Genomic DNA, 25,220 nt, shown 5'->3' with positions numbered 1-25,220 from the left:
AATGTCGTTGCAACGACATCTTCGGCGCGGCGATGGTGCCACAGTCATCCGCGTTCGCCAAACAACAAGGAGACAACGATGAAGCGTTCGAACAAGGACCCGCGCCCCGCGCGCGGGCCGGACGGCGGGGATGCGCACGGCCTGCGCCGACGCGACGTGCTCGGCTACGCCACGGCCGCGCCGCTGGCATCGGCGGCGGCCGGCATCGCGGGGCTCGGCGCCCTCACGGCGCCCGCCTCCGCGGTGGCCGCGCTGCTGCCCATGACCCCGCCCGACACCACCGACCTGATCGACATCGGCGACGCGGTCACGCTGACGTCGCTGCCGACCATGCCGCTGGTGAAGGTGACGAACACCGGCGACGGCCGCGTGCGCCTGGCGCTGCCGCGCCTCGAAGTGGGCCAGGGCATCGCCACGGCCAGCGCGATGATGCTGGCCGACAAGCTGCGCCTGCCGCTGAGCGCCATCGAGGTCACCTCGGCCGATGCGAGCCCCGAGCTGATCTGGAACCAGCTCACGGGCGGCTCGTCGAGCGTGCGCTCGATGCACGCCGGCATGCCAATGCTGGGCGGCCTCGGCGGCCTGCTCTCGGGTTCGACGCCCTCGGTGGTCGGCCAGCGCGTGACGCGGCTCGATGCGCTGGACATCGTCACCGGGCGCAAGAAGTTCACGCTCGATCAGGCGGTGCCCGGCGCCAAGCCGACGATGGTGCGACGCCCGCCGACCATCAACGGCAAGTTCGTCGGCATCAACAACCTGAACACGGTGATGGGCATGCCGGGCGTGATCGGCGTGGTGCCGATTCCCGCCACCAACGGCATCACGCCGACGCCGCCCGGCGTGGCGGTGATGGCCGAGACCTTCGGCCAGGCCTGGGCCGCGGTGAACGCGCTCGACGTGACCTGGGCCGCCGGCCCGCTCGACGGCGAGTCGAACGCCACCATCATGCGCAAGCTGAAGTCGTCGCTGCTGCCCTTTGCGCTGCCGCCGCTGGGCGCGCTGACGGTCGAGGCCGAGTTCGAGTTCGCGCCGGCCGCGCACTGCCCGATGGAAGTCGAATGTGCGATTGCCGACGTGCGAGCGGATCGCGCCGAGATCTGGGCCGGGCTGCAGAGCCCCATCGTCACCCAGCAGGCGGTGGCCGCCGAGCTGGGCCTGCCGCTGAACAAGGTCGTCGTGCATGCGGTGCCCTCGGGCGGCTCCTTCGGGCGGCGCCTGTTCTGGGACCCGGTGCTGCAGGCGATCCAGGTGTCGAAGGCGCTGGGGCGCCCCTGCCGCCTGATGTACCACCGCACCGACGACATGCGCCACACGCGCATCCGCCCGCCGATCTACCAGAAGGCGCGCGCCACGATGCTGCTGGGCCAGGTCATCGCCTTCGAGCAGCGCATCGCCAGCGTGCGCCTGGACACGCGCCACGGCTTCGGCAACATGCTCGAGGCCGCCGCCATCGCGCTGCCCAACGCCTTCCCGCAGACGGTGGGCAACTTCGCGATCGAGCAGGTGATGTTCAAGACCATGGTGACCTCGCCGTACAACTTCGGCGTCACGACCAAGCTGCTGACGCCGGTGCCGATGGACATGAACACCTGCTCCTACCGCTCGGTGCACATCCAGCCCGCGCGGCTGGTGGAAGAGATCCTGGTCGACGAGATGGCCCGTGCGGCGCGCAAGGACCCGATCGCCTTCCGGCTCGAGTACCTGCGCCTGCCGCGCGCCCGCGCGGTGCTGAAGGCCGTGGCGGAGGCCGCGCAGTGGGGCAAGGCGATGCCGGCGGGCTTTGCGCAGGGCGTGGCCGTGCACCAGGAGTCGAAGTCCTTCACGGCCTGCATCGTCGAGATCGACGCGCGCGTGCCGGCGCAGGCCCGCGTGGTGCGCGCGACCATCGCCATCGATGTCGGCACGCCGATCAACCCCTCGGGCATCGAGGCGCAACTGCAGGGCGGCCTGTGCGAGTCGATCGCACTCGTGCTGTCGGCGGGGCTGCACATCCAGAACGGCCTGCCGCTGGAAGGCAGCTACTCGCAGTACCACTTCTCGCGCATGAAGCACTACCCGAAGGACGTGAAGATCATCATCATGCCAGCCAATGGCGAGGCCATCGGCGGCCTGGGCGAGGTCGGCCTGTCGGCGAGCTCGGGCGCGATCGCCAACGCTTATGGGCGCGCCACCGGCATCAAGCCGCGCAGCTTCCCGCTGAACTTTCCGGTCGACTTCACGCCGATCCCGCCGGGCAAGCTGCCCACGCCCGTCAACGTTCCGATCCCCGCCTGAGGAGACCCACCATGCCTGTGCAATCTTTCAAGGTGAACGGCCAGAACGTCGACGTCGAGGCGCCCGACGACCTGGCGCTGCTGTGGGTGCTGCGTGACAAGCTCGGCATCACTGGCCCGAAGTACGGCTGCGGCATCAACGTCTGCAAGGCCTGCACCTGCCACGTCGACGGCAAGGCCGTGACGACCTGCTCGGTGCGCGTGTCCGACGTGCGCGGCCGCCAGGTGACAACCATCGAGGGCCTGGCCAACGGCAACACGCTGCACCCGGTGCAGCAGGCCTGGATGAACCTGGACGTGCCGCAGTGCGGCTTCTGCCAGCCGGGGCAGATCATGGCGGCGGTCGACCTGCTGCGGCGCACCCGCAATCCGACCGATGCCGACATCGATGCCATCGAGAACGTGTGCCGCTGCGGCACCTACGGCCGCATCCGCGAGGCGATCAAGGCCGCCGCCGCGATGATGGGATAGGGACAGACGGAAAAACGGCCAGCCACCGCGCTCTGCGGTGCTGGCCGGTTGGCGCTGGCGGTGCTTACTCGCCGAGGTAGGCGGCGCGCACGCGCGGGTCGCGCAGCAGTTCCTTGGCGTCGCCGTTCATCGTGATGAGGCCCGACTCCATGACGTAGCCACGGTCGGCCAGTTGCAGCGCACGGTTGGCGTTCTGCTCGACCAGCAGGATCGTGACGCCTTGCGCGGCTACGGTCTGCACCACCTCGAAGATCTTGTCGCACATGATCGGCGACAGGCCCATGGTGGGCTCGTCGAGCAGCAGCACCTTCGGACGCGCCATGAGCGCACGGCCCATGGCCAGCATCTGCTGTTCGCCGCCCGACATCGTGCCGGCCAGCTGGTCCTTGCGCTCGCGCAGGCGCGGGAAGGTCACGAACACGCGCTCCATGTCGCTGGCGATCTCGGCCTTGTCGTTGCGGATGTAGGCGCCGATCTGCAGGTTCTCGGTGATCGTCATGCGCGTGAACACGCCGCGGCCCTCGGGCACCATCACGAGGCCCTCGCCTACCAGGTCCCAGGCGCCGCGGCCCTTGATGCTGCGGCCCAGGAACTCGATGTCGCCCGCGCCGGCCGGCAGCGTGCCGGTGATGGCCTTCATGGTGGTGGTCTTGCCGGCGCCGTTGGAGCCGATGAGCGAGACCAGCTCGCCCTCGAACACGTCGAAGTCCACGCCCTTCACGGCCTGGATGCCGCCGTAGCCGACCTTCAGGCCGCGGACCTTGAGCAGGTTCTTGCCCGCTGCCTTGGTGGTGGCGGCCGGTGCCGTCGCGGTTGCCATCGTTGCTTCTGCGGTGCTCATCTCAGTGTCCTCCGGTGCCGAGGTAGGCCTCGATCACCTTTTCGTTCTTCTGTACCTCGACCGGGTTGCCCTCGGCAATCTGCTTGCCGTAGTCGAGCACGGTGACGCGGTCGCACAGGCCCATGATGAGCTTCACGTCGTGTTCGATGATCAGGATCGTGCGGTTGTCCTTGCGGATGCGGTCGATGAGCTCGCGCAGCAGGACCTTCTCGGTCGAGTTCATGCCGGCGGCCGGTTCGTCCAGCGCGATGAGCTGGGGATCGGTGGCCAGGGCGCGCGCGATCTCGAGGCGGCGCTGGTCGCCGTAGCTCAGCGTGCGCGCCTTGTAGTCGGCGAACTTGCCGATGCCCACGTAGTCGAGCAGTTCCTGCGCGCGCTTGGCGATGGCGGCCTCTTCGGCCTTGAAGCCCTTGGTGCGCAGCATGGCGCCGAACACACCCGAGTGCGTGCGGATGTGGCGCCCGACCATCACGTTCTCCAGTGCCGTCATTTCGGCGAAGAGGCGGATGTTCTGGAAGGTGCGCGCGATGCCGGCCTTGGCCACTTCGTGCACGGCCGTCGGCTGGTAGGGCTTGCCGGCCAGTTCGAAGGTGCCGCTGTCGGGCGTGTACAGCCCGGTGATCACGTTGAAGAAGGTCGTCTTGCCGGCGCCGTTGGGCCCGATCAGGCCGTAGACCTGGCCGCGCTTGATGGTGATGCCCACGTCCGAGAGGGCCTGCAGCCCGCCGAAGCGCTTGGAGATGCCGCGAACGTCGAGGATGGTGTCTGTCGTCATGTCTGTGTGTCCTTGGCTCACGGATTGATGGACATGGGACGCGATGCCGCACCCGGCACTTCGTCAGCGGGGCTGTCGATGCCCGGTGCATGGGTCTGCAGCGTTCCGGGCGCCACGGCCGCATGGGTCGGGTCGACGGGCGCGCCGTTCTTCTTCGTCAGCGTCTTGCCGTGTTCGGGCGACGGCCACAGGCCGCGCGGGCGCATCAGCATGATGACGATCATGGCCAGCGCGATGAACAGCTGGCGCAGGATGGACGCGTCGAGGCGGCCGTCGGTCATCGCCTGCAGCGGGCCGGCCACGTAGCGCAGCACTTCGGGCAGCGCGGCCAGCAGCACGGCACCCAGGATGACGCCGGGCAGGTGCCCGAGGCCGCCGAGCACGACCATGGCGACGATCATCACCGACTCCATCAGGCTGAAGGACTCGGGCGACACGAAGCCCTGGAAGGCCGCGAACATCGCGCCCGACACGCCGCCGAAGCTGGCGCCCATGCCGAAGGCCAGCAGCTTCATGTTGCGGGTGTTGATGCCCATCGCCTTGGCAGCGATTTCGTCTTCGCGGATGGCCATCCAGGCGCGGCCGATGCGCGAGATCTGCAGGCGGTGCGAGATGATGATGGTGGCCACCACCAGCGCCAGGAACAGGTAGTAGTACAGCGTGACCGAGGAGATCGTGAAGCCGTCGAACTTCCACGCCTTGCCCAGGTCGAGACCCCAGAACTTGATGGAGTCGATCGCCGTGATGCCCTTCGGCCCGTTGGTGATGTTGATCGGCTGGTCGAGGTTGTTCAGGAACACCCGGATGATTTCACCGAAGCCGAGCGTGACGATCGCCAGGTAGTCGCCGCGCAGCTTCAGCGTGGGCGCCCCCAGCATCGCGCCGAGCACCCCGGCCACCACCAGCGCGAGTGGAACCACGATCAAGAGCGAGGTGTGCAGCCCGTTCGGGAACATCGCCTTGAACCACGGAAAGGTGTCCGAGAGGTGCGACGAACCCATCAGCGCGTAGAGGTACGCGCCGACCGCAAAGAAGGCCACGTAGCCCAGGTCGAGCAGGCCGGCGTAGCCGACCACGATGTTCAGGCCGAGCGCGAGCATCACGTAGAGCAATGCGATGTCGGCGATGCGCACCCAGGCGTTGCCCTGGGTCTGCAACAGGATCGGCAGCGCCAGCACGGCGACCACGCCGAGGATGTAGAGCGCGAGGTTCTTGCTGTTCTTCATGGTGTGCTGCTCCTCAGGCCCGGTCCGCCACGCGCTCGCCGAGCAGACCCGAAGGCCGCAGCGTGAGCATCACGATCAGCACGATGAAAGCGAAGATGTCGCTGTAGTTGCTGCCCAGCACGCCACCCGTGAGGGTGCCGATGTAGCCGGAGCCGATGGCCTCGATAAGGCCGAGCAGAATGCCGCCGACCACCGCGCCGGCCAGGTTGCCGATGCCGCCGAACACGGCCGCGGTGAAGGCCTTCAGGCCGGGCAGGAAGCCCATCGCGTGTTGCGCGATGCCGTAGTTGGAGGCGTACATCACGCCGGCGATGGCCGCGAGCACGGCGCCAATGATGAAGGTGGCCGAGATGACCATGTCGGGCCGGATGCCCATGAGCGCCGCGACGCGCGGGTTCTCGGCGGTGGCGCGCATCGCGCGGCCGAGCTTGGTGTAGTTGACCAGCCACATCAGGATCACGAGCGAGAACGCCGTGACGCTGAGGATCATGACCTGCGTCGGCGAGATCACGGCGCCGCCCACGTGGATGGGGTCGGTCGGCAGCAGGTTGGGATACGCCTTGTTGGTGGGCTTCCAGATGATCATGGCCAGCGTCTGCAGCAGGATCGACACGCCGATGGCGGTGATGAGCGGTGCGAGCTTGGGGCTGTTGCGCAGCGGCCGGTAGGCCACTTTCTCGATCACGAAGTTGAGGCTTGCCGCGACGACGCAGGCAATGATCAGCGCAACGAAGAGGATCAGCCAGCCCGGTGTGTTGGGCATTCCGTCCTTCATGAGCCCGATGATGGTCCAGCTTGTGAGCGCCCCCACCATCAGCACTTCACCGTGCGCAAAATTGATCAGATTGATGATGCCGTACACCATGGTGTAGCCCAAGGCTATCAAGGCATACATGCTGCCGAGAACCAGACCGTTGATGATCTGCTGCAGCAATATTTCCATAACGCGATTCCCTATGTGTTGCACCTTGCGGGTGCCATTCACCTACCGAGGCACCGGTTTGGCGCCACTGGCTTGACAAGCAAAAAACCAGCCAACATGTGTCGCCGGCAGATTTGGTGGGCGGGATTGTAGACACGCCCCGGCGCTGTTTTGGGGCGGGATGACCGGGGTTTACCCGCTCACTTCATGCTGTATGCGCGTGAAGTCATGCAGATGCGCAAACCTGTATCAGCGATCTGAATTTGTGTTGAGGCGACGCAGTTCGCGCAGCTTTTCCGCGATGCGGATTTCGAGTCCACGCTCGACCGGTTCGTAGAACACCTGGCCTTCCAGGCCCTCGGGCAGGTAGCGCTCGCCGGCGGCGAAACCGCCCTCCTCGTCGTGCGCGTAGCGGTACCCTTTGCCGTAGTCGAGCTCCTTCATGAGCTTGGTCGGTGCATTGCGCAGGTGCATCGGGACCGGGCGCGTGCTGTCTTTCTTCACCAGCGCGCGCACCGCGTTGTAGGCCTTGTAGACCGCGTTCGACTTGGGCGCGATGGCCAGGTAGACCACGCATTCCGCCAGCGCCAGCTCGCCTTCGGGGGTACCCAGGCGCTCGTAGACCTCGGCCGCATCGAGCGCCAGGCGCAGCGCGCGCGGGTCGGCCAGGCCGATGTCTTCGCTGGCCATGCGCACCAGGCGGCGCGCCATGTAGCGCGGGTCGGCGCCACCGTCGAGCATGCGCACGAACCAGTAGAGTGCGGCGTCGGGGTCGCTGCCGCGCACCGATTTGTGCAGCGCGCTGATGGTGTCGTAGAACTGCTCGCCGCCCTTGTCGTAGCGGCGCATGCGCTCGCCGAGCACGCGCAGCAGCCACTCATCGGTGATGTTCGTGAGCTTCTCGGCGCCGGCCGCAACCGCCAGGGTCTCGAGCGTGTTGAGCAGGCGGCGTGCGTCGCCGTCCGCGTAGGCGACCAGGCGGTCGATGGCCGCCTCGTCGATGGCCGGAACCGCCTGGATCGATTGCGCCTTGGCAACGATCTGCTTCAGGTCGCCTTCGTTGAGCGACTGCAGCACGTACACCGCCGCCCGCGACAGCAAGGCCGAATTGACTTCGAACGACGGGTTCTCGGTGGTCGCGCCGATGAACGTGAACAGGCCCGACTCGACGTGCGGCAGGAACGCGTCCTGCTGGCTCTTGTTGAAGCGGTGCACCTCGTCGACGAAGACGATGGTGCGCTGCTGCGTGAGCCCGTCGCGCGCGGCCGTGGCCTGCTCGACCGCCTCGCGGATGTCCTTCACGCCGCCCAGCACCGCGCTGATGCTCAGGAACTGCGCGTCGAAGGCGTCGGCCATGAGCCGCGCGATGGTCGTCTTGCCGGTGCCCGGCGGGCCCCAGAGGATGCAGGAGTGCGGCTGACCCGACTCGAAGGCGATGCGCAGCGACATGCCCGGACCGAGCAGGTGCTGCTGGCCGATCACTTCGCCGAGCGTCTTGGGACGCAGGCGCTCGGCGAGGGGCTGGTGGGTGCGCGGGGCCAAACCGGGGACTGTCCTGCTGTGGGTGATTACTGCTTGAGCACGTCGGCGCCCGCGGGCGCCTTGAACTCGAAGGTGCTGGCGGGCAAGGCAGGGTTCACTTCCACCTTGCTGAACTTGAGCACCGAGCGCTGGCCGAAGCTGTCCAGGATCTCGAGGGCTGCGAGCGCGTCACCCTGGAAGCCGACCATCACGCTCTGCAGCTGGCCGTCCTTGTTCTTCGGCGTGGCCTTGACCCACTGCAGGCCGTCGCGCTCGGGCGCGGCTTCCAGCGCGAAGTCGGCCTGCAGGGCGCGCAGGTCGGCGGCGGAGGCAATCAGCGCGGCGGGCGTCGAACCCAGCGCCTGGGCCTGGGTGCGCTGCGTGACCTGGTTCAGGTCGGCGTCGTAGAGCCACAGCGTCTTGCCGTCAGCCACGATGCTCTGGGCAAAGGGCTTGCGATAGTCGAACTTGAATTTGCCGGGGCGATGGAATTCGAAGGTGCCGGTCGAGGTCTTCACGCGCCCCGGCTGGCCCTCGCGCGGCGGGGCCGTCACGGTCTGGGTGAACTCGGCGCGGCCGGACTTGACCGTCTTCACGAAGGCTTCGAGGCTTTCGAGCCCGTCGGCCCAGGCACTGCCGGCCACCGTGCAGATCAGGCCGGCCAACAGCCAGAGGCGGGTTTTCTTCATGGGAGGTTCCTCGGAAAAACGTTGCTGCGATGCCCATCGACACTACCCGCCGCAGGTGCCGGCTTCTGTAGGCTTTCATGAAGATTTGCAGCAGCGCCGGTGCGCGTTTGCAAATTGCCTCTCAGCACGTAACCAGTCCTGGCGCGGTGGTGATGGGGGTCGTCGTCGATGGTGCGCCGGCGGGTCACTCCGCCTGGCGCGCGGGCACGAGGATCTCGCGCTGGCCGCTGCCGCTCATGGCGCTCACGAGGCCGGCCTTTTCCATGTCCTCGACCAGGCGGGCGGCGCGGTTGTAGCCGATCTTCAGGTGGCGCTGCACCAGCGAGATGCTGGCCTTGCGGTTCTTGAGCACGACCTCGACCGCCTGGTCGTACATCGGGTCCTTTTCGCCGTCGCCACCGCCGAGCAGGTCGCCGTCACCGTCGCCATCGACCGTGCCGCCTTCGAGCACGCCTTCGATGTAGTCGGGCTCGCCCTGGCTCTTGAGGTAGGCCACCACGCGATGCACTTCCTCGTCGCTCACGAAGGCACCATGCACGCGGATCGGCAGACCGGTGCCGCTGGCCATGTAGAGCATGTCGCCCATGCCCAGCAGCGCCTCGGCGCCCATCTGGTCAAGGATGGTGCGGCTGTCGATCTTGGAGCCCACCGAGAACGCGATGCGCGTGGGGATGTTGGCCTTGATGAGGCCGGTGATCACGTCCACGCTGGGCCGCTGCGTGGCCAGGATCAGGTGGATGCCGGCGGCACGGGCCTTCTGCGCAAGGCGAGCAATGAGTTCTTCGATCTTCTTGCCAACGACCATCATCAGGTCGGCCAGCTCGTCGATGATGACCACGATGTGCGGCTCGCGCTTGAGCGGCTCGGGATCGTCGGGCGTGAGGCTGAAGGGGTTGTAGATGAACTCCTCGCGCGCCTTGGCTTCGTCGATCTTGGTGTTGTAACCGGCCAGGTTGCGCACGCCGAGCTTGCTCATGAGCTTGTAGCGGCGCTCCATCTCGGCCACGCACCAGTTCAGGCCGTGTGCGGCCTGGCGCATGTCGGTGACCACGGGCGCCAGCAGGTGCGGGATGCCTTCGTAGACCGACATTTCGAGCATCTTCGGGTCGATCATGAGCAGGCGGACGTCGCGTGCCTCGGCCTTGTAGAGCAGCGACAGAATCATCGCGTTGATACCGACCGACTTGCCCGAGCCGGTGGTACCGGCCACCAGCACGTGCGGCATCTTCGCGAGGTCGGCCACCACGGGGTTGCCGATGATGTCCTTGCCCAGGCCCATCGTGAGCATCGACTTGCCCTCGTTGTAGACCTGCGAGCCCAGGATTTCGCTGAGCTTGATCGACTGGCGCTTGGCGTTCGGCAGTTCGAGCGCCATGTAGTTCTTGCCGGGGATCGTTTCGACCACGCGGATCGACACCAGCGAGAGCGAACGCGCCAGGTCCTTGGCCAGGCCCAGGATCTGCGAGCCCTTGACGCCGGTGGCGGGCTCGATCTCGTAGCGCGTGATGACGGGGCCCGGCGAAGCGAGCACCACGCGCACCTCGACACCGAAGTCCTTGAGCTTCTTCTCGATCATGCGCGAGGTCATCTCGAGCGTGTCGGAGGACACCGTTTCCTGGCGCACCAGCGCGGCGTCGAGCAGGTCGACCTGCGGCAGCTTGCTGTCGGGCAGTTCCTTGAAGAGCGGCTTCTGGCGCTCCTTGACGACGCGGTCGCTGCGGGGGACCTCGGTCATCGCCGGTTCGATCTGCACCGGCGGCGATGCAGGTCGGCGCTTGGGCGCGACTTCTTCCTCTTCGTCGTCGAAGCTCGGCTCGAGAGGGCCGGCGTCGCCGAACGCGGCCTCCTTGCTGGGGCGCATTTTTTTGGCGCGCGGCGCGGGCGCCAGCTCTTCCTCGTCACCGGCGCGTTCGCGCGCGGCCTGCTTGCCCATGGCGATGTCGGCCGCCATTTCGCGCTTTTCACGGCGCGACTCGAACAGCGAGTACGCACGGGCACCGATGCGCTCCGCGATCAGGCTCCAGGAGAAACGGAACACCAGCGCCGAGCCGATCACGCCGCCGGCGATGGCGACCAGCGCCGAGCCCGTGAAGCCCAGCCAGCGCACGCTCGCCGGCCCCACGAGGTAGCCCAGGGCGCCACCGCCCGAACCCGGCAGGTGCGATTCGAGGCGGTACAGGCGCGACCATTCGAGCACTGCGCTCGCGCACAGCAGCAGGACCAGGCCGAACCAGAAAGCGAGGCGGCTGCGATTGAAGCGGCCGCGCGGGGGCTGTTCGACCGCCGGCGTCGGTTCGCCGCCGCGCAGCCAGCCGGCCAGCGACGAGAGCCACGCGCGCAAACCGGCCGCGAGGCACCACCAGACGGAATAGCCGGCAAGGAAGTAGCTGCCATCGGCCAGCCAGGCGCCGATGCGGCCGCCCCAGTTCTTGATCTCACCGCCCGTGCCCGAGGTCGACCAGGCGGCATCGGACGGGGTGAAGCTCAGCATCGCCAGCAGCCAGAACAGGAGGGCTGCGAACCCGGCGATCAAGGTGATTTCGTGGGCGAAGCGCAGGGCGCGCAGGCGCACGGGTTGCCCTTCGGCAGCGGAAGAAGAGGAGGACGATTGAAGCGTATGGAGCGAATAGGTCATGAAAAGCACGGCGCCCGGCCCGAAAAAACGCAGGCCGGCCGCCCCGAACACTACAACAAAAGGCCGTGGACGCCGAAAGCGCCCGGCCTATGGGCTCAGGTCAGCGTCAGGAGCCGGTCCTTGATGATCACCGAGCCGTCTTCCTGGGACTGGACGAAACCGCGCTCTTCCAGGTCCTTCATGACGCGGCTCACCATTTCGCGCGACGCGCCGACCATCTTGGCCAGGTCCTGGCGGGAGATCTTGTCGCGGACCTTGAGGTTCCCCATGCCGTCCTGGCTGGCGAACTCGAGCAGCGCACGGGCGACGCGGCCGTACACGTCCATCAGCGCCAGCGACTCGATCTTGCGGTCGGCATGGCGCAGGCGCTGCACCAGGCCGCGCATGATGTTGTAGGCCATCGAGGAGTTCTCGGGCAGGCAGCGCGCGAAGGCGTCGCGGCCCAGCATGAGCACGTCGCACTGGATTTCGGTGCGCACGGTGGCCGAGTGCGGCTCGTCGTCGATCAGGCTCATCTCGCCGAGGTAGTCGCCGGGGTGCAGCGTGGCCAGGATCACCTCGCGGCCACGGCTGTCGGCGCTCGTGACGCGGGCGCGGCCGGTCAGGATGATGTACAGCGCATCGGATTTCTTGCCCTGCTCCACGACGACCTCGGCGCGTTTGAAGCGCTTCTTGATGATCGCATCCGCAATGCTTGCGGACTGCGAGGCCGTCAACGACGCGAACAATGGAACGCGCCGAAGCAATTCAAGGTTGGACAGCATCGACATTAATCAATCCCTGAAACAGCGCGCGATGTGATCCTGATGCTGAGCCCATGGATTACTACAATCGCGCGCATTGAAAACACCGTGCACCCGGTGTTGAACCGGGCGGTGATACTCCCCACGTATCGCTACCACCCTGAAAATGTACACGCTGCCGCAGCGTCCATCCTAGGTTTTCTACTCATGTCCGCACCCCAACACGCCAAGGTTCTCATTCTGGGCTCCGGCCCGGCCGGCTACACCGCCGCCGTCTACGCCGCACGCGCCAACCTCCAGCCTTTGCTCATCACGGGCATCGCGCAAGGCGGTCAACTCATGACCACCACCGAGGTCGACAACTGGCCGGCCGACGTGCACGGCGTGCAAGGCCCCGAGCTGATGCAGCGCTTTCTCGAGCACGCCGAACGCTTCAAGACGCAGATCGTGTTCGACCACATCAACAAGGTCGACCTGAGCAAGCGCCCGTTCACGCTCAAGGGCGACAGCGGCACCTACACCTGCGACTCGCTGATCATCGCCACGGGCGCATCGGCCAAGTACCTGGGCCTGGATTCCGAAGAGAAGTTCATGGGCCGCGGCGTCTCCGCCTGCGCGACCTGCGACGGCTTCTTCTACCGTGAGCAAGAGGTCTGCGTGATCGGCGGCGGCAACACGGCCGTCGAAGAGGCGCTGTACCTCTCCAACATTGCAAACAAAGTCACACTCGTGCATCGCCGCGACAAGTTCCGCGCCGAGCCGATCCTGATCGACAAGGTCATGGAGAAGGTGGCCGAAGGCAAGATCGTGCTGAAGCTGCACAGCCAGCTCGACGAGGTGCTCGGTGACGGCACGGGCGTGACGGGCATCCGCATCAAGAACACGCAGACCGGCGCGACCGAAGAGATCACGCTCAAGGGCTGCTTCATCGCGATTGGCCACCACCCGAACACCGACATCTTCCAGGGCCAGCTGGAAATGAAGGACAACTACATCCTGACCCGCTCGGGCCTGAAGGGCTTCGCGACGATGACCAGCGTGCCCGGCGTGTTCGCGGCCGGCGACGTGCAGGACAACATCTACCGCCAGGCCATCACCAGCGCCGGCACGGGCTGCATGGCCGCCCTGGACGCGCAACGCTTCCTCGAAGAGCACTGAGGCCTATCCCCACGGGGAACGGGGCGCCGGCGACCGGCCAGCGCGACCGGATTTCCCGTATCTGCGACGGTCCCCGGCCTCGCTGAGCCCGAAAGGGCTATAATCCGAGGCTTTGCCGAAATAGGGCCTACCTCCCACCGGGAGTCGGTTGCGGCAAATCCGGGGTACCGCCACCCGTTTCTGGCGAGGTCAAGCTGTAAAACACCCTGCAATCGCCCTGATTGCGCCGGTGCCAGCTGTTCAAGAAAGAGTGTCCACATGGCACGCGTATGCGACGTAACGGGCAAAGGCCCGATGGTCGGAAACAACGTTTCCCACGCCAACAACAAAACCAAGCGCCGGTTCCTGCCGAACCTGCAATACCGCCGTTTCTGGGTCGAGACCGAAAACCGTTGGGTTCGCCTGCGCGTTTCGAGCGCTGCACTGCGCCTGATCGACAAGAACGGTATCGATGCCGTGCTCGCAGACCTGCGTGCCCGCGGCCAAGCTTAAGGAGCTGAATCATGGCAACGAGCAAAGGCGGACGCGAAAAGATCAAGCTGGAATCCACCGCGGGTACCGGCCACTTCTACACGACGAGCAAGAACAAGAAGACGATGCCTGAAAAGATGTCGATCATGAAGTTCGACCCCAAGGCACGCAAGCACGTCGAGTACAAGGAAATCAAGCTGAAGTAATTCAGCCTGCTCTTCCCAAAAAACCCGCTGCTCACCCAGCGGGTTTTTTATTGCCTGTCATTTTTGCGAAAGCAGAAAAAGGCGGACACAAAAAAGCCGACCCGCAGGTCGGCTTCTTCACTGAGCGAGGGCAACAGCGCGGGAGGCGCCGGCCCTTTGGCTCGTCAGGCGCGCGCAGCGCGCAGGCGGGTCGAGAACTCGCGCAGGCCGGCGATGCCACTGGCTTCCGCACGGTGACACCAGGCCGCCAGGTCGGCCGCCAGTTGCTCGCGCGATTGCGAGGTGTTCAGCCAGAGCTGGCGCAGCTCTTCGCGCATCGTGACCATCTTGTCGAGCACCGGGTGCGCGGCACGAGCCTGCACCAGATGGGTGCGCGCCGAGGCAGGCACCTTGTCGTCGTCGCGATGCAGCCAGCGCTTGGCCGCCTTGAGCACCGACAGGTCGGCGCCCTTGGCCTTCAGCACGTCGATTTCCTCGCTGGTCGCACGGCGCATTTCGCGGGCGTAGCCGGCCATCACTTCGTAGCGGTTGGCGATGACGGCCTCGAGCGTCTTCTCGTTGGCCACGGGTTGGATGTCGCCCATCTGCATCTTCGGCGGCACCTTCTTGACCTTGGCCCAGCCGAGCTTCTGGAACACCTGGATGTAGACCCAGCCGATGTCGAACTCGTACTTCTTGACCGAGAACTTGGCCGAGGTCGGGTAGGTGTGGTGGTTGTTGTGCAGCTCTTCGCCGCCGATGATCAGGCCCCAGGGCATGATGTTGCGGCTGGCGTCGGACGCCTCGAAGTTGCGGTAGCCCCAGTAGTGGCCGATGCCGTTGATGATGCCGGCGGCGGTGATCGGGATCCAGAGCATCTGGACCGCCCACACGGTCAGGCCGAGCGCGCCGAACAGCGCCAGGTTGATCACCAGCATCAGGCCCACGCCTTGCCAGCTGTAGCGCGTGTACAGGTTGCGCTCGATCCAGTCATCGGGCGTGCCGTGACCGTAGCGCTCCATCGTTTCCTTGTTCTTCGATTCCTTGCGGTACAGCTCAGCGCCGCGCCAGAAGACTTCGTCGATGCCCTTGACCTGCGGGCTGTGCGGGTCGTCGGCGGTTTCGCACTTCGCGTGGTGCTTGCGGTGAATGGCGACCCACTCCTTCGTCACCATGCCGGTGCCGAGCCAGAGCCAGAAACGGAAGAAGTGCGAGGGGATCGGACCGAGGTCCATCGCCTTGTGCGTCTGCGTGCGGTGCAGAAAGATCGTGACCGCTGCGATGGTGATGTGCGTGGTGACGAGCGTGTACAGCACGACTTGCCACCAGGCAATGTCCCACAGGCCGTGTCCGAGCCATTGGATGACCGCGTTCAGAACGGCGGAGTCAGGAAGCATCATTGAGTCAGGTACTCCATGGCCACACGAAGGTGCAGCCTTCAGGTAACCCGCGATTTTAGGATGTCAGGGCCAAAACGAGGCCTTTTGTCCTTCTGTCACACCGCAGATTTACCCTAGTTTGGAGCCCCGCGCCTATTTCCGGTTCCACACGGCGGCAAAAAAGCCGTCTGTGGCGTGGCGATGCGGCCACAGCCGCAGGTAGCGCCGGCCGTCTTTCCCGCCCGCGCACAGGGCCTCGGCGCCCTCCACCTTGAGCGCCTGGAGCAATTCCGCCGCATCCATGGGCACGAAATCGGGGTTCGCGGCGGCAAAAGCCTCGGCGATGGCCTCGTTTTCCTCCGGCAGCACGCTGCAGGTGGCGTACACCAGCCGGCCGCCCGACTTCACGAGCCGCGCCGCGCTTTGCAGGATGGCGGTCTGCTTGGCCGTCAGTTCGGCCACCGACTTGGCCGATTGCCGCCATTTGAGGTCCGGATTGCGGCGCAGCGTGCCGAGCCCCGAACAGGGCGCGTCGACCAGCACGCGGTCGATCTTGCCGGCCAGGCGCTTGATCCGGTCGTCACGCTCATGGGCGATCGCGGCCGGGTGCACGTTCGAGAGCTTGCTGCGCGCCAGCCGCGGCTTGAGCGCGTCCAGGCGGTGGGCCGAGGTGTCGAAGGCGTAGAGCCGGCCGGTGTTGCGCATGGTCGCGCCGATGGCCAGGGTCTTGCCGCCCGCGCCGGCGCAGAAATCGACCACCATCTCGCCGCGCTTGGCGTCCAGCAGCAGCGCGAGCAGCTGCGAGCCTTCGTCCTGCACCTCGATGGCGCCGCGCACGAACGCGTCGAGCTTGGTCAGCGCCGGCTTGCCGTCGATGCGCAAACCCCAGGGCGAGAAAGGCGTCACTTCCGATTTGATAGCAGCCTTCGCAAGCTCCGCCTTCACTTCCGCCCGCTTGTCGGTGAATGCATTGACGCGCAGGTCGAGCGGCGCCGGCTGCTGCAGGCTCTCGACCATCGGCCAGAAACCGTCGCCCAGCTGCGCCTTGAGCGGCGCGACCAGCCATTCGGGCAGGTTGTGGCGATGGCGTTCGAGCAGGTCGTCGGGCTTGACGGCGTCGCAGTTGTCGAGCCAGCGCTTTTCGGTGTCGTTGAGCGCGCTCTTCAGGAAGTCGCGCGGGCCGTGAAAGCCCAGGATCGCCATGCGGCGCTCCTTCGAACCGCTGCCCGAGGGCGACAGGTGATCGAACAGCAGCTTCTTGCGAAGCACGGTGTAGACGGTCTCGGCGAGCGTCGCGCGCTCGCGCGGGCCGAACTCGCGGTGGTCGCGGAAAAAGCGCGAAACGACCTGGTCGGCCGGGTGATCGAATTTCAGGACAAGGCCGACCAGATCGGCGGTGGCCTCCAACAGGGCTTTGGGATGCATAGCCCCGATTGTCTCAGCCGGCCGGCCTCGCGGCCGAAACGCCTCAGGCGCCGCGCACCCAGACGGTTCCGAAGGCCTGCCGCTCGATGTCTTCCAGCGTGGGCGAATGCCCCGCCCAGAGCACCAGCGCCGCCCCCGGCAGGGTCAGGGTCTGCTCGAGTTCGCGGCACAGGTGCCAGCGATCCTCGTCGTCGAGCCCCGGCACCTCGACGAACACGATGTACGCCCGCCGCCAGGCGAACTCGCGCAGGTTCTTGCGCACCACCCACAGCCGCGACACCGGCAGGCAGCGCGCGATGTCGGCGCGCAGTTCGCCCAGCTCGTGGTCGTTCAGGTCGTGGCGCGAAATCTGGCTGAAGAACGGCGTGTCGGTGATCTCTTCCCAGGCGCGCGCCTCGGCCTCCTCCGCCTCCTTGAGCCGCGCGCGCCACAGCTTGAGCCCCTGCTCGTCGTGCGGCCCGGCTTCGGAATCTTCGAGGGACGCGACGGCGTTCTTGGCCGCCCACCAGCGGCTGGCCACGCCCGACTGGTGCAGCCGCTCGAGCACCACCAGGCGCTCGGCGCGCTCGCGCACGGGCAGCATCTGGGCCAGCCCGCGCAGCGCGCCCGGGTGGTCCGGCGCGATCCGCAGCGCGCTTTCGTAGCGCGCACGCACCGGCGCCGCCGGGTCGAGCCGGCGCTCGGCGTCGGCCCATTCGACCATCTCGTCGGGCGTGTTGCGCTCACCGCGGGCCGCCAGCACCGCGATGCGCTCGCGGATGCGCGAGCGGTGCGCGTGGTGCTGCTTCCAGTCGGCCGCGTGGGCGCGGCGCCAGGCATTGTCGAAATGCGCGATCCACTTGTGCTTGTCAGCCAGCATGTCCAGCGCGGGCCGCTGCGACCAGGCCGGCAGCGCCGCCTTCTGGTTCAAGGCTTCCAGCCGGTCGCGCAGCACGGGATGGGTGTCGTCCAGGTCGCTCACGCGCCGCATCGCCTCGCGCAGCGCCTGGCGCGCGAACTCCTCGCTCGGCGGCGTGCGGGCGCGCTGCCGCAGGGCGGCGAACGGGCCGGGCGGCAGCGGCTCGCGCTCGGCGCGCGCCCAGTGCCAAGGCCAGAACTCGCTGGCATACCAGTTGCCCTTGATGGCCACTTCGGTGAGCGCGGCCGCGGCCACCGCGGTGCCGAGCAGCCGGCCCGAGATGCGGTCGGCCTCGTATTCGTCCTGGCGGGCCAGTGCGAAGGTCTTGGCGGCGAAGCGCGGAAAGTACCAGCGGAAGAAGGCCTGGGACACCAGCGCCATCACGCCCTCGTCGCGCTGCAGGCTGGCATCGAGCCGCAGCCACGACAGCCGCGTGCGGTAGATCCAGGCGCTCAACCGGCCGTGGTTGCCGCGCAGGTGCCCGTATTCGTGGGCCAGCACCGACAGCAAGCGCTGGCGGTCCAGCATCATCAGCAGCGGCAGGCCGATGCTCAGCGAGTTGAGCGCGCCGCCGAACAGGCCGAAGCGCGGCACCTGGCTGATGCTGGCGTTGAAGTTGTCGTCCAGGTAGACGCGGTGCACCGGCGGCCCCTTGATGCGCTCGCGGATGCGGTCCAGCGCCTCGAACAACCCGGGCGCGTCGGCGCGCGTGAGCGGCTCGCCGTCGGGCTCGTCGAAATGCACCCAGAGCGCACGCAGAGTCGCCCAGAACAGGCCCAGCGCGAACACGAGCAGCCAGCCGCGGGTGAAGTTGAAACGCCCCTCGGCCACCGAGACGACCACCCAGGCCACAATGCCCACCGCCAGCCCGAGGCAGGCCAGCACCCAGAGGTAGCCGAGCGCGGCGAACGCCGCGACGCCACGCCGGTAGCGCGCGCTGTCGTCCGCACTCGCGTGCTCGCTCAGGCGAACCAGGTGAACAAAATCCGCACGGTCCATCCGACTCCCGTCAAAGACTCATCCGACAGTTGTTACCGAAGAAAGAAGCCCCCGTTGAACGACGAAGACCTCCCTCCCCTGATCGAAACGCCCCCTGGCCGCTACCGCCACTACAAGGGCGGCGAGTACGACGTGATCGGCACCGTCCGCCACAGCGAGACGCTGGAGCCGATGACGCTGTACCGCGCCCTCTACGGTGCCCGCGGCCTGTGGGTCCGGCCGGCCGCGATGTTCGAGGAAACCATCGAGATCGACGGCCGCCCGCAGCCCCGCTTCACCCCGATCGACGCTCAGCCGCAGTGAACGTCCTTGACGCGGCCACGCGCGTCGACGCTGATGTTGAGCCGTCCGGGGTTGAGTTCCATGGTGACCGCCTGGTTGGGCTTGAGCACCCGCGCCGTGCCGGCGCCGGCGCGCGCACGTGCCGCGGCTTCGAGCTGGGGCGTCACCTGCTGGCCCACGGCAAAGCGGGCGCCTTCGGCGTTGCACTGGAAGACGGGTTCGGCCGGCGCGGCGGGTGCGGGCGCAGCGGCGCCCGGTGCGGGCGCGGGGGCCGGAGCGGCGCAGGCGGCCAGAAGGGCCGCGGTGGCCAACGTCAACAGCAGCGATTGGGTTTTCAAAGTTCTGTGCTCCCGAAAACCCAACAATATAAACAACTTTAAGCTTTGTGACTCAATGTATCCAACAGCCATCCAGCGATGGCGCGCGGGTACAGCAGGTGCTCCTGGGACAGCACCCGGGCGGCCAGCGTGGCGGCCGTGTCGTCCGGCAGCACCGGCACCACGGCCTGCGCCAGGATCGGCCCGTGGTCGAGCTCGGCCGTGACCTGGTGCACCGTCACCCCGGCCACCTTGCAGCCCGCCTCGATGGCGCGCTGGTGCGTGTGCAACCCCGGAAAAGCCGGCAGCAGCGAGGGGTGGATGTTCACCAGCCGCCCGGCGTAGCGGGCCACGAAGCCGGGCGTCAGGATGCGCATGAAGCCCGCCAGCACCACGAGCGCCGGCGCGTGGGCGTCGACCGCCTCGGCCAGCGCCGCGTCGAAGGCCTCCCGGCTGTCGAAGGCCTGATGCGGCACCACGGCGGTCGCGATGCCGTGCGATGCGGCCAGCGCCAGCCCGCCGGCCTCTGCCTTGTTGCTGATGACGGCGGCAATGCGCGCGCCGAAGCGCTCGGCCCAGCGGTCGCGCTCGGCGGCGCGCACGATGGCGGCCATGTTCGAGCCGCCGCCGGAGATCAGGATCACGATGTTCTTCATGGGAGGCCGGGATTATCCGTGCCCCGCCGACGCCTCCCGTCAACCCAGGCGCCGGCGGGCTTGTCGCGACGCGGACACCGGATCGCAGCACGACCGTGCTAAAACTCGCAGTTCCGGAGACACCCCGCGTCTGCGGTGGACCGATCAACACAGCGAGGCACGCATGGATTTGAGCTTCACACCCGAAGAACAGAAGTTCCGCGAAGAAGTTCGCGCATGGGTCAAGGACAACCTCCCCCAGGAGATTTCGCACAAGGTGCACAACGCGCTCGAACTGACGCGCGACGATCTGCAAGGCTGGGCCAAGATCCTCGGCAAGAAGGGCTGGCTGGGCTACGGCTGGCCCAAGGAATTCGGCGGCCCCGGCTGGACCGCCGTGCAGCGCCACCTGTTCGAGGAAGAAACCGCCCTGGCCGGCGCGCCGCGCATCATCCCCTTCGGCCCCGTCATGGTGGCCCCGGTGATCATGGCCTTCGGCAACGCCGAGCAGCAAAAGCGCTTCCTGCCCGGCATCGCCAGCGGCGAAGTCTGGTGGAGCCAGGGCTACAGCGAACCCGGCTCGGGCTCCGACCTGGCCTCGGTCAAGACCAAGGCCGAGCGCAAGGGCGACAAGTACATCGTCAACGGCCAGAAGACCTGGACCACGCTCGGCCAGCACGGCGACTGGATGTTCAACCTCGTGCGCACCAGCAACGAGGGCAAGCCGCAAACGGGCATCAGCTTCCTGCTGCTGGACATGAAGTCGCCCGGCGTCACCGTGCGCCCGATCAAGCTGATCGACGGCGGCGTCGAGGTGAACGAGGTGTTCTTCGACAACGTCGAAGTGCCCGCCGAGAACCTGATCGGCGAAGAGAACAAGGGCTGGACCTACGCCAAGCACCTGCTCTCGCACGAGCGCACCAACATCGCCGACGTGAACCGCGCCAAGCGCGAACTCGAGCGCCTGAAGCGCATCGCCAAGAGCGAAGGCGTGTACGACGACCTGCGCTTCCGCGACGAGATCGCCAAGCTCGAAGTCGACATCGTCGCCCTCGAGATGATGGTGCTGCGCGTGCTGTCGGCCGCCACCTCGGGCAAGAACTCGCTGGACGTGGCCGGCCTGCTCAAGATCCGCGGCAGCGAGATCCAGCAGCGCTACGCCGAGCTGATGATGCTGGCCGGCGGCCCCTACTCGCTGCCGCTGATCCGCGAAGCCATGGAAGCCGGCTGGCAAGGCAACTTCCCCGGCGGCAACCCGGCGCTGGCACCGCTGGCATCGACCTTCTTCAACATGCGCAAGACCACGATCTACGGCGGCTCGAACGAAGTCCAGCGCAACATCGTGGCGCAAACCGTCCTGGGCTGAGGAGACACCAACATGGATTTCAATTTTTCGGAAGACCAGGACCAGCTGCGCGACGCCGTTCGCAAGTGGGTCGACAAGGGCTATGACTTCGAACGCCGTCGCGGCATCGAGGCCAAGGGCGGCTTCTCGCGCGAGGCCTGGGACGAACTTGCCGAGCTCGGCCTGGGCGGCCTGTACATCAGCGAAGACGACGGCGGCCTGGGCATGGGCCCGGTGGCCGGCATGGTCGTGATGGAAGAACTGGGCCGCGGCATCGTGCTGGAGCCCTTCGCGCAGACGCTGATCGCCGGCGCCGTGCTCGGCGGCTACGCCGACGCGGCCACCAAGGAAAACTGGCTGCCGCGCATCGCCGGCGGCCAGGCCCTCGTGGTGCTGGCCTACCAGGAGCGCAAGGCGCGCTACCGCCTCGACGTGTGCGAGGCCACGGCCACCAAGTCGGGCAACGGCTACTCGCTGACCGGCGCCAAGAGCGTGGTGCCCGTGGGTGACGAGGCCGATGCCTTCATCGTGCCCGCCAAGGTCGACGGCAAGATCGCCCTCTTCCTGGTCGAGCGCAGCGCCAGCGGCGTCGAAGCCCGCGGCTACGGCACGCAGGACGGCGGCCGTGCGGCCGAAGTCGTGTTCGACAAGGCCGACGCCACGCTGGTCACGGCCGACGGCCTGGCCGCGCTCGAATACGCGGTGGATGTCGGCATTGCCGCCACCTGCGCCGAAGCGGTCGGCGTGCTCGACAAGACGCTCGACGTCACCATCGACTACATGAATCAGCGCAAGCAGTTCGGCGTGGTCATCTCCAGCTTCCAGGCGCTGCGCCACCGCGTCGCCGACATGAAGATGCAGCTGGAACTGGCACGCTCGATGAGCTACTACGCGACGCTCAAGCTCAACGCCCCGGCCGACGAGCGCCGCCAGGCGCTGGCCCGCGCCAAGTACCAGCTGGGCACGTCGATGCGCTACGTGGCCGCGAACTCGGTGCAGCTGCATGGCGGCATCGGCGTGACCGACGAATACATCGGCAGCCACTACTTCCGCAAGCTCACGCAGCTCGAGCTCACCTTCGGCGACACGCTGCACCACCTGGGTGAGGTTTCTGCCCGCATGCAGGACACGGCCGGCGTCTTCGCCTGACGACTGTTTGTCGATAGCATCCAACGCCCGCCCGCCTTGCGCCGGCGGGCGTTTTCACTTGCGGGGCCCCAGCCCCCTGCCAGGAGAGAGACAGACATGCCTTCCCGCCGCACCCTGCTTGCCTTGGCCCTTGCCGGAAGCACCGCCGTCACCTTGCTGACCGGCTGCGCCACCTCCGCGCCCTCTTCCACCGAGCGTCCGCCCATCGTCTTCATGCACGGCAACGGCGACTCGGCCGCGCTGTGGCAGACCACGATCTGGCGCTTCGAATCGAACGGCTGGCCGCGCGAGCGACTCTTCGCCATCGACCAGCCGAATCCCCTGGCCCGCGACGACGACGCCGTGGCCCAGCCGGGGCGCAGTTCCACCGCCGACTCGGCCGCGTTCCTGCGCGCCGAGGTCGAAAAAGTGCTGAAGGCCACGGGCGCGCCCAAGGTCGTGCTCATCGGCAATTCGCGCGGCGGCAACACCATCCGCAACTACGTGCAGAACGGCGGCGGCGCGGCCGTGGTGAGCCATGTGGTGCTGGGCGGCAACCCGGCGCACGGCATCTGGAAGGTGAAGGGCCTGCGCGAGAACAACGAGTTCTCGGGGCTCTCGGCCTTCATGCAGCAGCTCAATGCGCCCAAGGGACCCAACGGCGACGAGGTCACGCCCGGCGTGCAGTGGCTCACGCTGCGCTCGGACACCAACGACAAGTACGCCCAGCCCGACGGCCTGTGGATCGGCGCGCCGGGCCAGCCGACGAACATCGGCTTCGACGGGCCGGCCCTCAAGGGCGCCACCAACCTCGTGCTGCCGCGCGTGGACCACCGCGAGACCTCGTTTTCGCCCTCTGCCTTCGCGGCGACCTGGCGCTTCCTGACCGGCCAGGCGCCGGCCAGCACGGCGGTGGCGCCGGAATCGAAGGTCGTGCTCGACGGCCGCGCGACCGGCGCGGACAACCTGGCGCTGGCCGGCGCGCGCGTCACGGTCTTTGCGGTCGACCCGGCCTCGGGCACGCGGCGCGGCGAGGCGGCGCACCAGCAGACGGTCGGCGCCGACGGCCGCTGGGGTCCGTTCAGCGCGCAGCCCACGGCGCGCTACGAGTTCGTGCTCGACGTGCCCGGCCAGGGCACGACGCACATCTACCGCAGCCCGTTCGTGCGCAGCAGCGGCGTCGTCAACCTGCGGACCGAGCGCCTGGCGCCGGCCGAGAGCGGCGCGGGTGCGGTGGTCGTCTTCACGCGCCCGCGCGGCTACTTCGATGTGCAGCGCGACACGATGAACTTCGACGGCCAGAGCCCGCCGCCCGGCGTGCCGGCCCAGGGCGCGGGGCAGTCGAGCTCGCGGCTGCGCATCGCGGCCGGCGCGCCGCAGCGCACGGTCAGCGCCGAATTCAACGGCGAGCGCCTCACCGGCCAGAGCTGGCCCGCCGCGCAAGGGCACGCGACGGTGCTCGAGCTGACGTACTGAACGGCCATGAACGACACCGTCCCCTTTGTCCTGACGGCGCGTGACGCGCGCGGCGTGGTCACGCTCACGCTGAACCGCCCCGCCGCCTTCAATGCGCTGTCCGAGGGCATGCTGGGCGCGCTCGAGCAGGCGCTCGGCACCATCGCCGCCGATGACACGGTGCGCGCCGTCGTCATCGCCGCGGCGGGCAAGGCCTTCTGCGCGGGCCACGACCTGAAGGAGATGCGCGCCGAGCCGTCGCTCGGCTACTACCAGCAGCTGTTCGACCGGTGCGGCGCGATGATGCTGTCGATCCAGCGGCTGCCCGTACCGGTGATCGCGCGTGTCCACGGCATCGCGACCGCGGCGGGCTGCCAGCTGGTGGCGGTCTGCGATCTGGCGGTGGCCGCCAGCGACGCGCGCTTTGCGGTCAGCGGCGTCAACGTCGGCCTCTTTTGCGCCACGCCCGGCGTCACGCTGTCGCGCAACCTGGGACGCAAGGAAGCCTTCGAGATGCTGGTGACGGGCGAATTCATCGGCGCCGAGGAAGCGCGCGAAAAAGGCCTGGTCAACCGGGTCGCGCCGCCCGAAGCGCTCGATGCCGCCGTCGAGGCACTGGTCGCCAGCATCGTCGCCAAGCCCCGCACGGCGCTCGCGCTGGGCAAGGCGCTGTTCTATCGCCAGCTCGAGACCGGCATCGAGGCCGCGCTGGCCGACGCCAGCCGGACCATGGCCTGCAACATGATGGACGAGAGCGCGCTGGAAGGCGTGCAGGCCTTCATCGAGAAGCGGCCGCCGGCCTGGAAGGGCTGAAAGAAAAAAGGAGGCCGAGGCCTCCTTTTTTCTTGCGCGTCGGGTGTCAGATGTCGTGCAACCGGGACGACTGCGGCAGGTGCGCCATCAAAAACTCCATCTGGTCCGCCAGGATGCGGCGGTTGCGCAGGATGAAGTCTTCCCACAGGCTGGGCACATAGGGCGCGTACAGCAGCGGCATGTTCGCCTGCTCGGGCGTGCGGCTGCTCTTGCGGTGGTTGCAGGGCTTGCAGGCCGTGACCACGTTCATCCAGGTGTCGATGCCGCGCTGCGCGAACGGAATGATGTGCTCGCGCGTGAGTTCGTCTTCGTGGAAATGGCCGCCGCAATAGGCGCAGATGTTGCGGTCGCGCGAGAACAGCTTGCTGTTGGTCAGGCCCGGGCGCTGCGCGAAGGGATTGATGCGCGGCACGCCCTTGGTGCCGATGATGCTGTTGATCGCGATCTGCGACTGCTCGCCCGTGATCGCGTTGTGGCCGCCACGGAACACGGCCACCTGCGCGCCCACTTCCCAGCGGACTTCGTCCGCTGCGTAGTGGATCACCGCCTGTTCCAGCGATATCCATGACTGGGGCAGCCCTTGGGCCGACAGCTTCAAGACCTTCACACACGCCTCCTCGAAACGAGAAAAACA

Annotated in this window: 24 protein-coding genes; 10 read left to right on the top strand and 14 right to left on the bottom strand. The window is 67.3% G+C overall.

What is annotated here, in order from left to right:
* Positions 1 to 78 precede the first annotated feature (78 nt).
* Entirely contained in the window at positions 79 to 2,274 is a 2,196-nt protein-coding gene (locus AC1RAD_RS26760) for a xanthine dehydrogenase family protein molybdopterin-binding subunit (RefSeq protein ID WP_492738076.1), read from the top strand.
* 11 nt (positions 2,275 to 2,285) lie between these two features.
* A complete protein-coding gene (locus tag AC1RAD_RS26755) occupies positions 2,286 to 2,744 on the top strand; it encodes a (2Fe-2S)-binding protein (RefSeq protein ID WP_492738075.1) in 459 nt (152 codons plus the stop codon).
* 64 nt (positions 2,745 to 2,808) lie between these two features.
* On the opposite strand, the gene AC1RAD_RS26750 is transcribed toward AC1RAD_RS26755, so the two are convergent.
* The 8 genes from AC1RAD_RS26750 to AC1RAD_RS26715 form a co-directional block, all read right to left on the bottom strand.
* On the bottom strand, positions 2,809 to 3,585 hold the full coding sequence (locus AC1RAD_RS26750; RefSeq protein WP_492738073.1) for an ABC transporter ATP-binding protein: 777 nt from the start codon (positions 3,583 to 3,585) through the stop codon (positions 2,809 to 2,811).
* A gap of 1 nt (position 3,586) precedes the next feature.
* Complete coding sequence (locus AC1RAD_RS26745; RefSeq protein ID WP_056572293.1) at positions 3,587 to 4,360, bottom strand: ABC transporter ATP-binding protein; 774 nt, start codon at positions 4,358 to 4,360, stop codon at positions 3,587 to 3,589.
* Between the two features lie 17 nt (positions 4,361 to 4,377).
* On the bottom strand, positions 4,378 to 5,586 hold the full coding sequence (locus tag AC1RAD_RS26740; RefSeq protein WP_062481017.1) for a branched-chain amino acid ABC transporter permease: 1,209 nt from the start codon (positions 5,584 to 5,586) through the stop codon (positions 4,378 to 4,380).
* 13 nt (positions 5,587 to 5,599) lie between these two features.
* Complete coding sequence (locus tag AC1RAD_RS26735; protein ID WP_062481019.1) at positions 5,600 to 6,529, bottom strand: branched-chain amino acid ABC transporter permease; 930 nt, start codon at positions 6,527 to 6,529, stop codon at positions 5,600 to 5,602.
* A 228-nt stretch (positions 6,530 to 6,757) separates the two neighbouring features.
* The gene (locus AC1RAD_RS26730) at positions 6,758 to 8,050 is read right to left on the bottom strand and encodes a replication-associated recombination protein A (RefSeq protein WP_062481021.1); all 1,293 of its coding nucleotides are present in this window, start codon (positions 8,048 to 8,050) and stop codon (positions 6,758 to 6,760) included.
* A gap of 26 nt (positions 8,051 to 8,076) precedes the next feature.
* Positions 8,077 to 8,718 carry an outer membrane lipoprotein periplasmic chaperone LolA gene (gene lolA, locus AC1RAD_RS26725; RefSeq protein ID WP_159275543.1) on the bottom strand — a complete coding sequence of 214 codons (642 nt, stop codon included), beginning with the start codon at positions 8,716 to 8,718 and terminating at the stop codon, positions 8,077 to 8,079.
* 184 nt (positions 8,719 to 8,902) lie between these two features.
* A complete protein-coding gene (locus tag AC1RAD_RS26720) occupies positions 8,903 to 11,353 on the bottom strand; it encodes a DNA translocase FtsK (protein ID WP_062481035.1) in 2,451 nt (816 codons plus the stop codon).
* Positions 11,354 to 11,448: 95 nt separating this feature from the next.
* On the bottom strand, positions 11,449 to 12,123 hold the full coding sequence (locus tag AC1RAD_RS26715; protein WP_062481025.1) for a Crp/Fnr family transcriptional regulator: 675 nt from the start codon (positions 12,121 to 12,123) through the stop codon (positions 11,449 to 11,451).
* Between the two features lie 180 nt (positions 12,124 to 12,303).
* On the opposite strand from AC1RAD_RS26715, the gene trxB reads away from it, so the two are divergent.
* The 3 genes from trxB to rpmG all read left to right on the top strand — a co-directional run bounded on the left by trxB (position 12,304) and on the right by rpmG (position 13,931).
* Positions 12,304 to 13,254 (top strand): thioredoxin-disulfide reductase, encoded by a 951-nt coding sequence (gene trxB / locus AC1RAD_RS26710; protein WP_492738071.1) that lies wholly within the window; start codon positions 12,304 to 12,306, stop codon positions 13,252 to 13,254.
* 258 nt (positions 13,255 to 13,512) lie between these two features.
* The gene (gene rpmB / locus AC1RAD_RS26705) at positions 13,513 to 13,746 is read left to right on the top strand and encodes a 50S ribosomal protein L28 (protein WP_007830293.1); all 234 of its coding nucleotides are present in this window, start codon (positions 13,513 to 13,515) and stop codon (positions 13,744 to 13,746) included.
* Positions 13,747 to 13,757: 11 nt separating this feature from the next.
* Complete coding sequence (rpmG, locus tag AC1RAD_RS26700; RefSeq protein WP_007830291.1) at positions 13,758 to 13,931, top strand: 50S ribosomal protein L33; 174 nt, start codon at positions 13,758 to 13,760, stop codon at positions 13,929 to 13,931.
* Positions 13,932 to 14,095: 164 nt separating this feature from the next.
* Here the strand turns inward: rpmG and AC1RAD_RS26695 are convergent, their stop codons facing one another.
* The 3 genes from AC1RAD_RS26695 to AC1RAD_RS26685 all read right to left on the bottom strand — a co-directional run bounded on the left by AC1RAD_RS26695 (position 14,096) and on the right by AC1RAD_RS26685 (position 18,611).
* Positions 14,096 to 15,310 (bottom strand): DesA family fatty acid desaturase, encoded by a 1,215-nt coding sequence (locus AC1RAD_RS26695; RefSeq protein ID WP_070062144.1) that lies wholly within the window; start codon positions 15,308 to 15,310, stop codon positions 14,096 to 14,098.
* A gap of 132 nt (positions 15,311 to 15,442) precedes the next feature.
* A complete protein-coding gene (locus tag AC1RAD_RS26690) occupies positions 15,443 to 16,714 on the bottom strand; it encodes an RsmB/NOP family class I SAM-dependent RNA methyltransferase (protein WP_492738069.1) in 1,272 nt (423 codons plus the stop codon).
* 43 nt (positions 16,715 to 16,757) lie between these two features.
* Positions 16,758 to 18,611, bottom strand: a complete 1,854-nt coding sequence (locus AC1RAD_RS26685; RefSeq protein ID WP_492738068.1) for a M48 family metalloprotease — start codon at positions 18,609 to 18,611, stop codon at positions 16,758 to 16,760.
* A gap of 54 nt (positions 18,612 to 18,665) precedes the next feature.
* On the opposite strand from AC1RAD_RS26685, the gene AC1RAD_RS26680 reads away from it, so the two are divergent.
* The gene (locus tag AC1RAD_RS26680; RefSeq protein WP_492738066.1) at positions 18,666 to 18,914 is read left to right on the top strand and encodes a DUF1653 domain-containing protein; all 249 of its coding nucleotides are present in this window, start codon (positions 18,666 to 18,668) and stop codon (positions 18,912 to 18,914) included.
* Here the strand turns inward: AC1RAD_RS26680 and AC1RAD_RS26675 are convergent.
* A complete protein-coding gene (locus AC1RAD_RS26675) occupies positions 18,902 to 19,231 on the bottom strand; it encodes an I78 family peptidase inhibitor (RefSeq protein WP_070062140.1) in 330 nt (109 codons plus the stop codon). The genes AC1RAD_RS26680 and AC1RAD_RS26675 overlap by 13 nt on opposite strands.
* 38 nt (positions 19,232 to 19,269) lie before the next feature.
* On the bottom strand, positions 19,270 to 19,866 hold the full coding sequence (purN, locus tag AC1RAD_RS26670) for a phosphoribosylglycinamide formyltransferase (RefSeq protein ID WP_070062139.1): 597 nt from the start codon (positions 19,864 to 19,866) through the stop codon (positions 19,270 to 19,272).
* A gap of 163 nt (positions 19,867 to 20,029) precedes the next feature.
* Between purN and AC1RAD_RS26665 the strand changes: the two genes are divergently transcribed.
* The 4 genes from AC1RAD_RS26665 to AC1RAD_RS26650 all read left to right on the top strand — a co-directional run bounded on the left by AC1RAD_RS26665 (position 20,030) and on the right by AC1RAD_RS26650 (position 24,586).
* Positions 20,030 to 21,211: an acyl-CoA dehydrogenase family protein gene (locus tag AC1RAD_RS26665; protein ID WP_062482930.1), complete on the top strand. Its 1,182-nt coding sequence runs from the start codon at positions 20,030 to 20,032 to the stop codon at positions 21,209 to 21,211.
* Positions 21,212 to 21,223: 12 nt separating this feature from the next.
* Positions 21,224 to 22,339 (top strand): acyl-CoA dehydrogenase family protein, encoded by a 1,116-nt coding sequence (locus AC1RAD_RS26660; protein WP_095746552.1) that lies wholly within the window; start codon positions 21,224 to 21,226, stop codon positions 22,337 to 22,339.
* Positions 22,340 to 22,435: 96 nt separating this feature from the next.
* On the top strand, positions 22,436 to 23,794 hold the full coding sequence (locus AC1RAD_RS26655; RefSeq protein WP_492738064.1) for an alpha/beta fold hydrolase: 1,359 nt from the start codon (positions 22,436 to 22,438) through the stop codon (positions 23,792 to 23,794).
* A 6-nt stretch (positions 23,795 to 23,800) separates the two neighbouring features.
* A complete protein-coding gene (locus AC1RAD_RS26650; protein WP_487849072.1) occupies positions 23,801 to 24,586 on the top strand; it encodes an enoyl-CoA hydratase in 786 nt (261 codons plus the stop codon).
* Positions 24,587 to 24,632: 46 nt separating this feature from the next.
* Here AC1RAD_RS26650 and AC1RAD_RS26645 read toward each other — a convergent pair whose 3' ends face one another.
* Positions 24,633 to 25,193: an HNH endonuclease gene (locus tag AC1RAD_RS26645; protein WP_062480919.1), complete on the bottom strand. Its 561-nt coding sequence runs from the start codon at positions 25,191 to 25,193 to the stop codon at positions 24,633 to 24,635.
* Positions 25,194 to 25,220 lie beyond the last annotated feature (27 nt).

This window comes from Variovorax sp. GW823-FHT04B03, from assembly GCF_058796495.1.
This window is presented reverse-complemented; position numbering and strand designations above follow the sequence as displayed.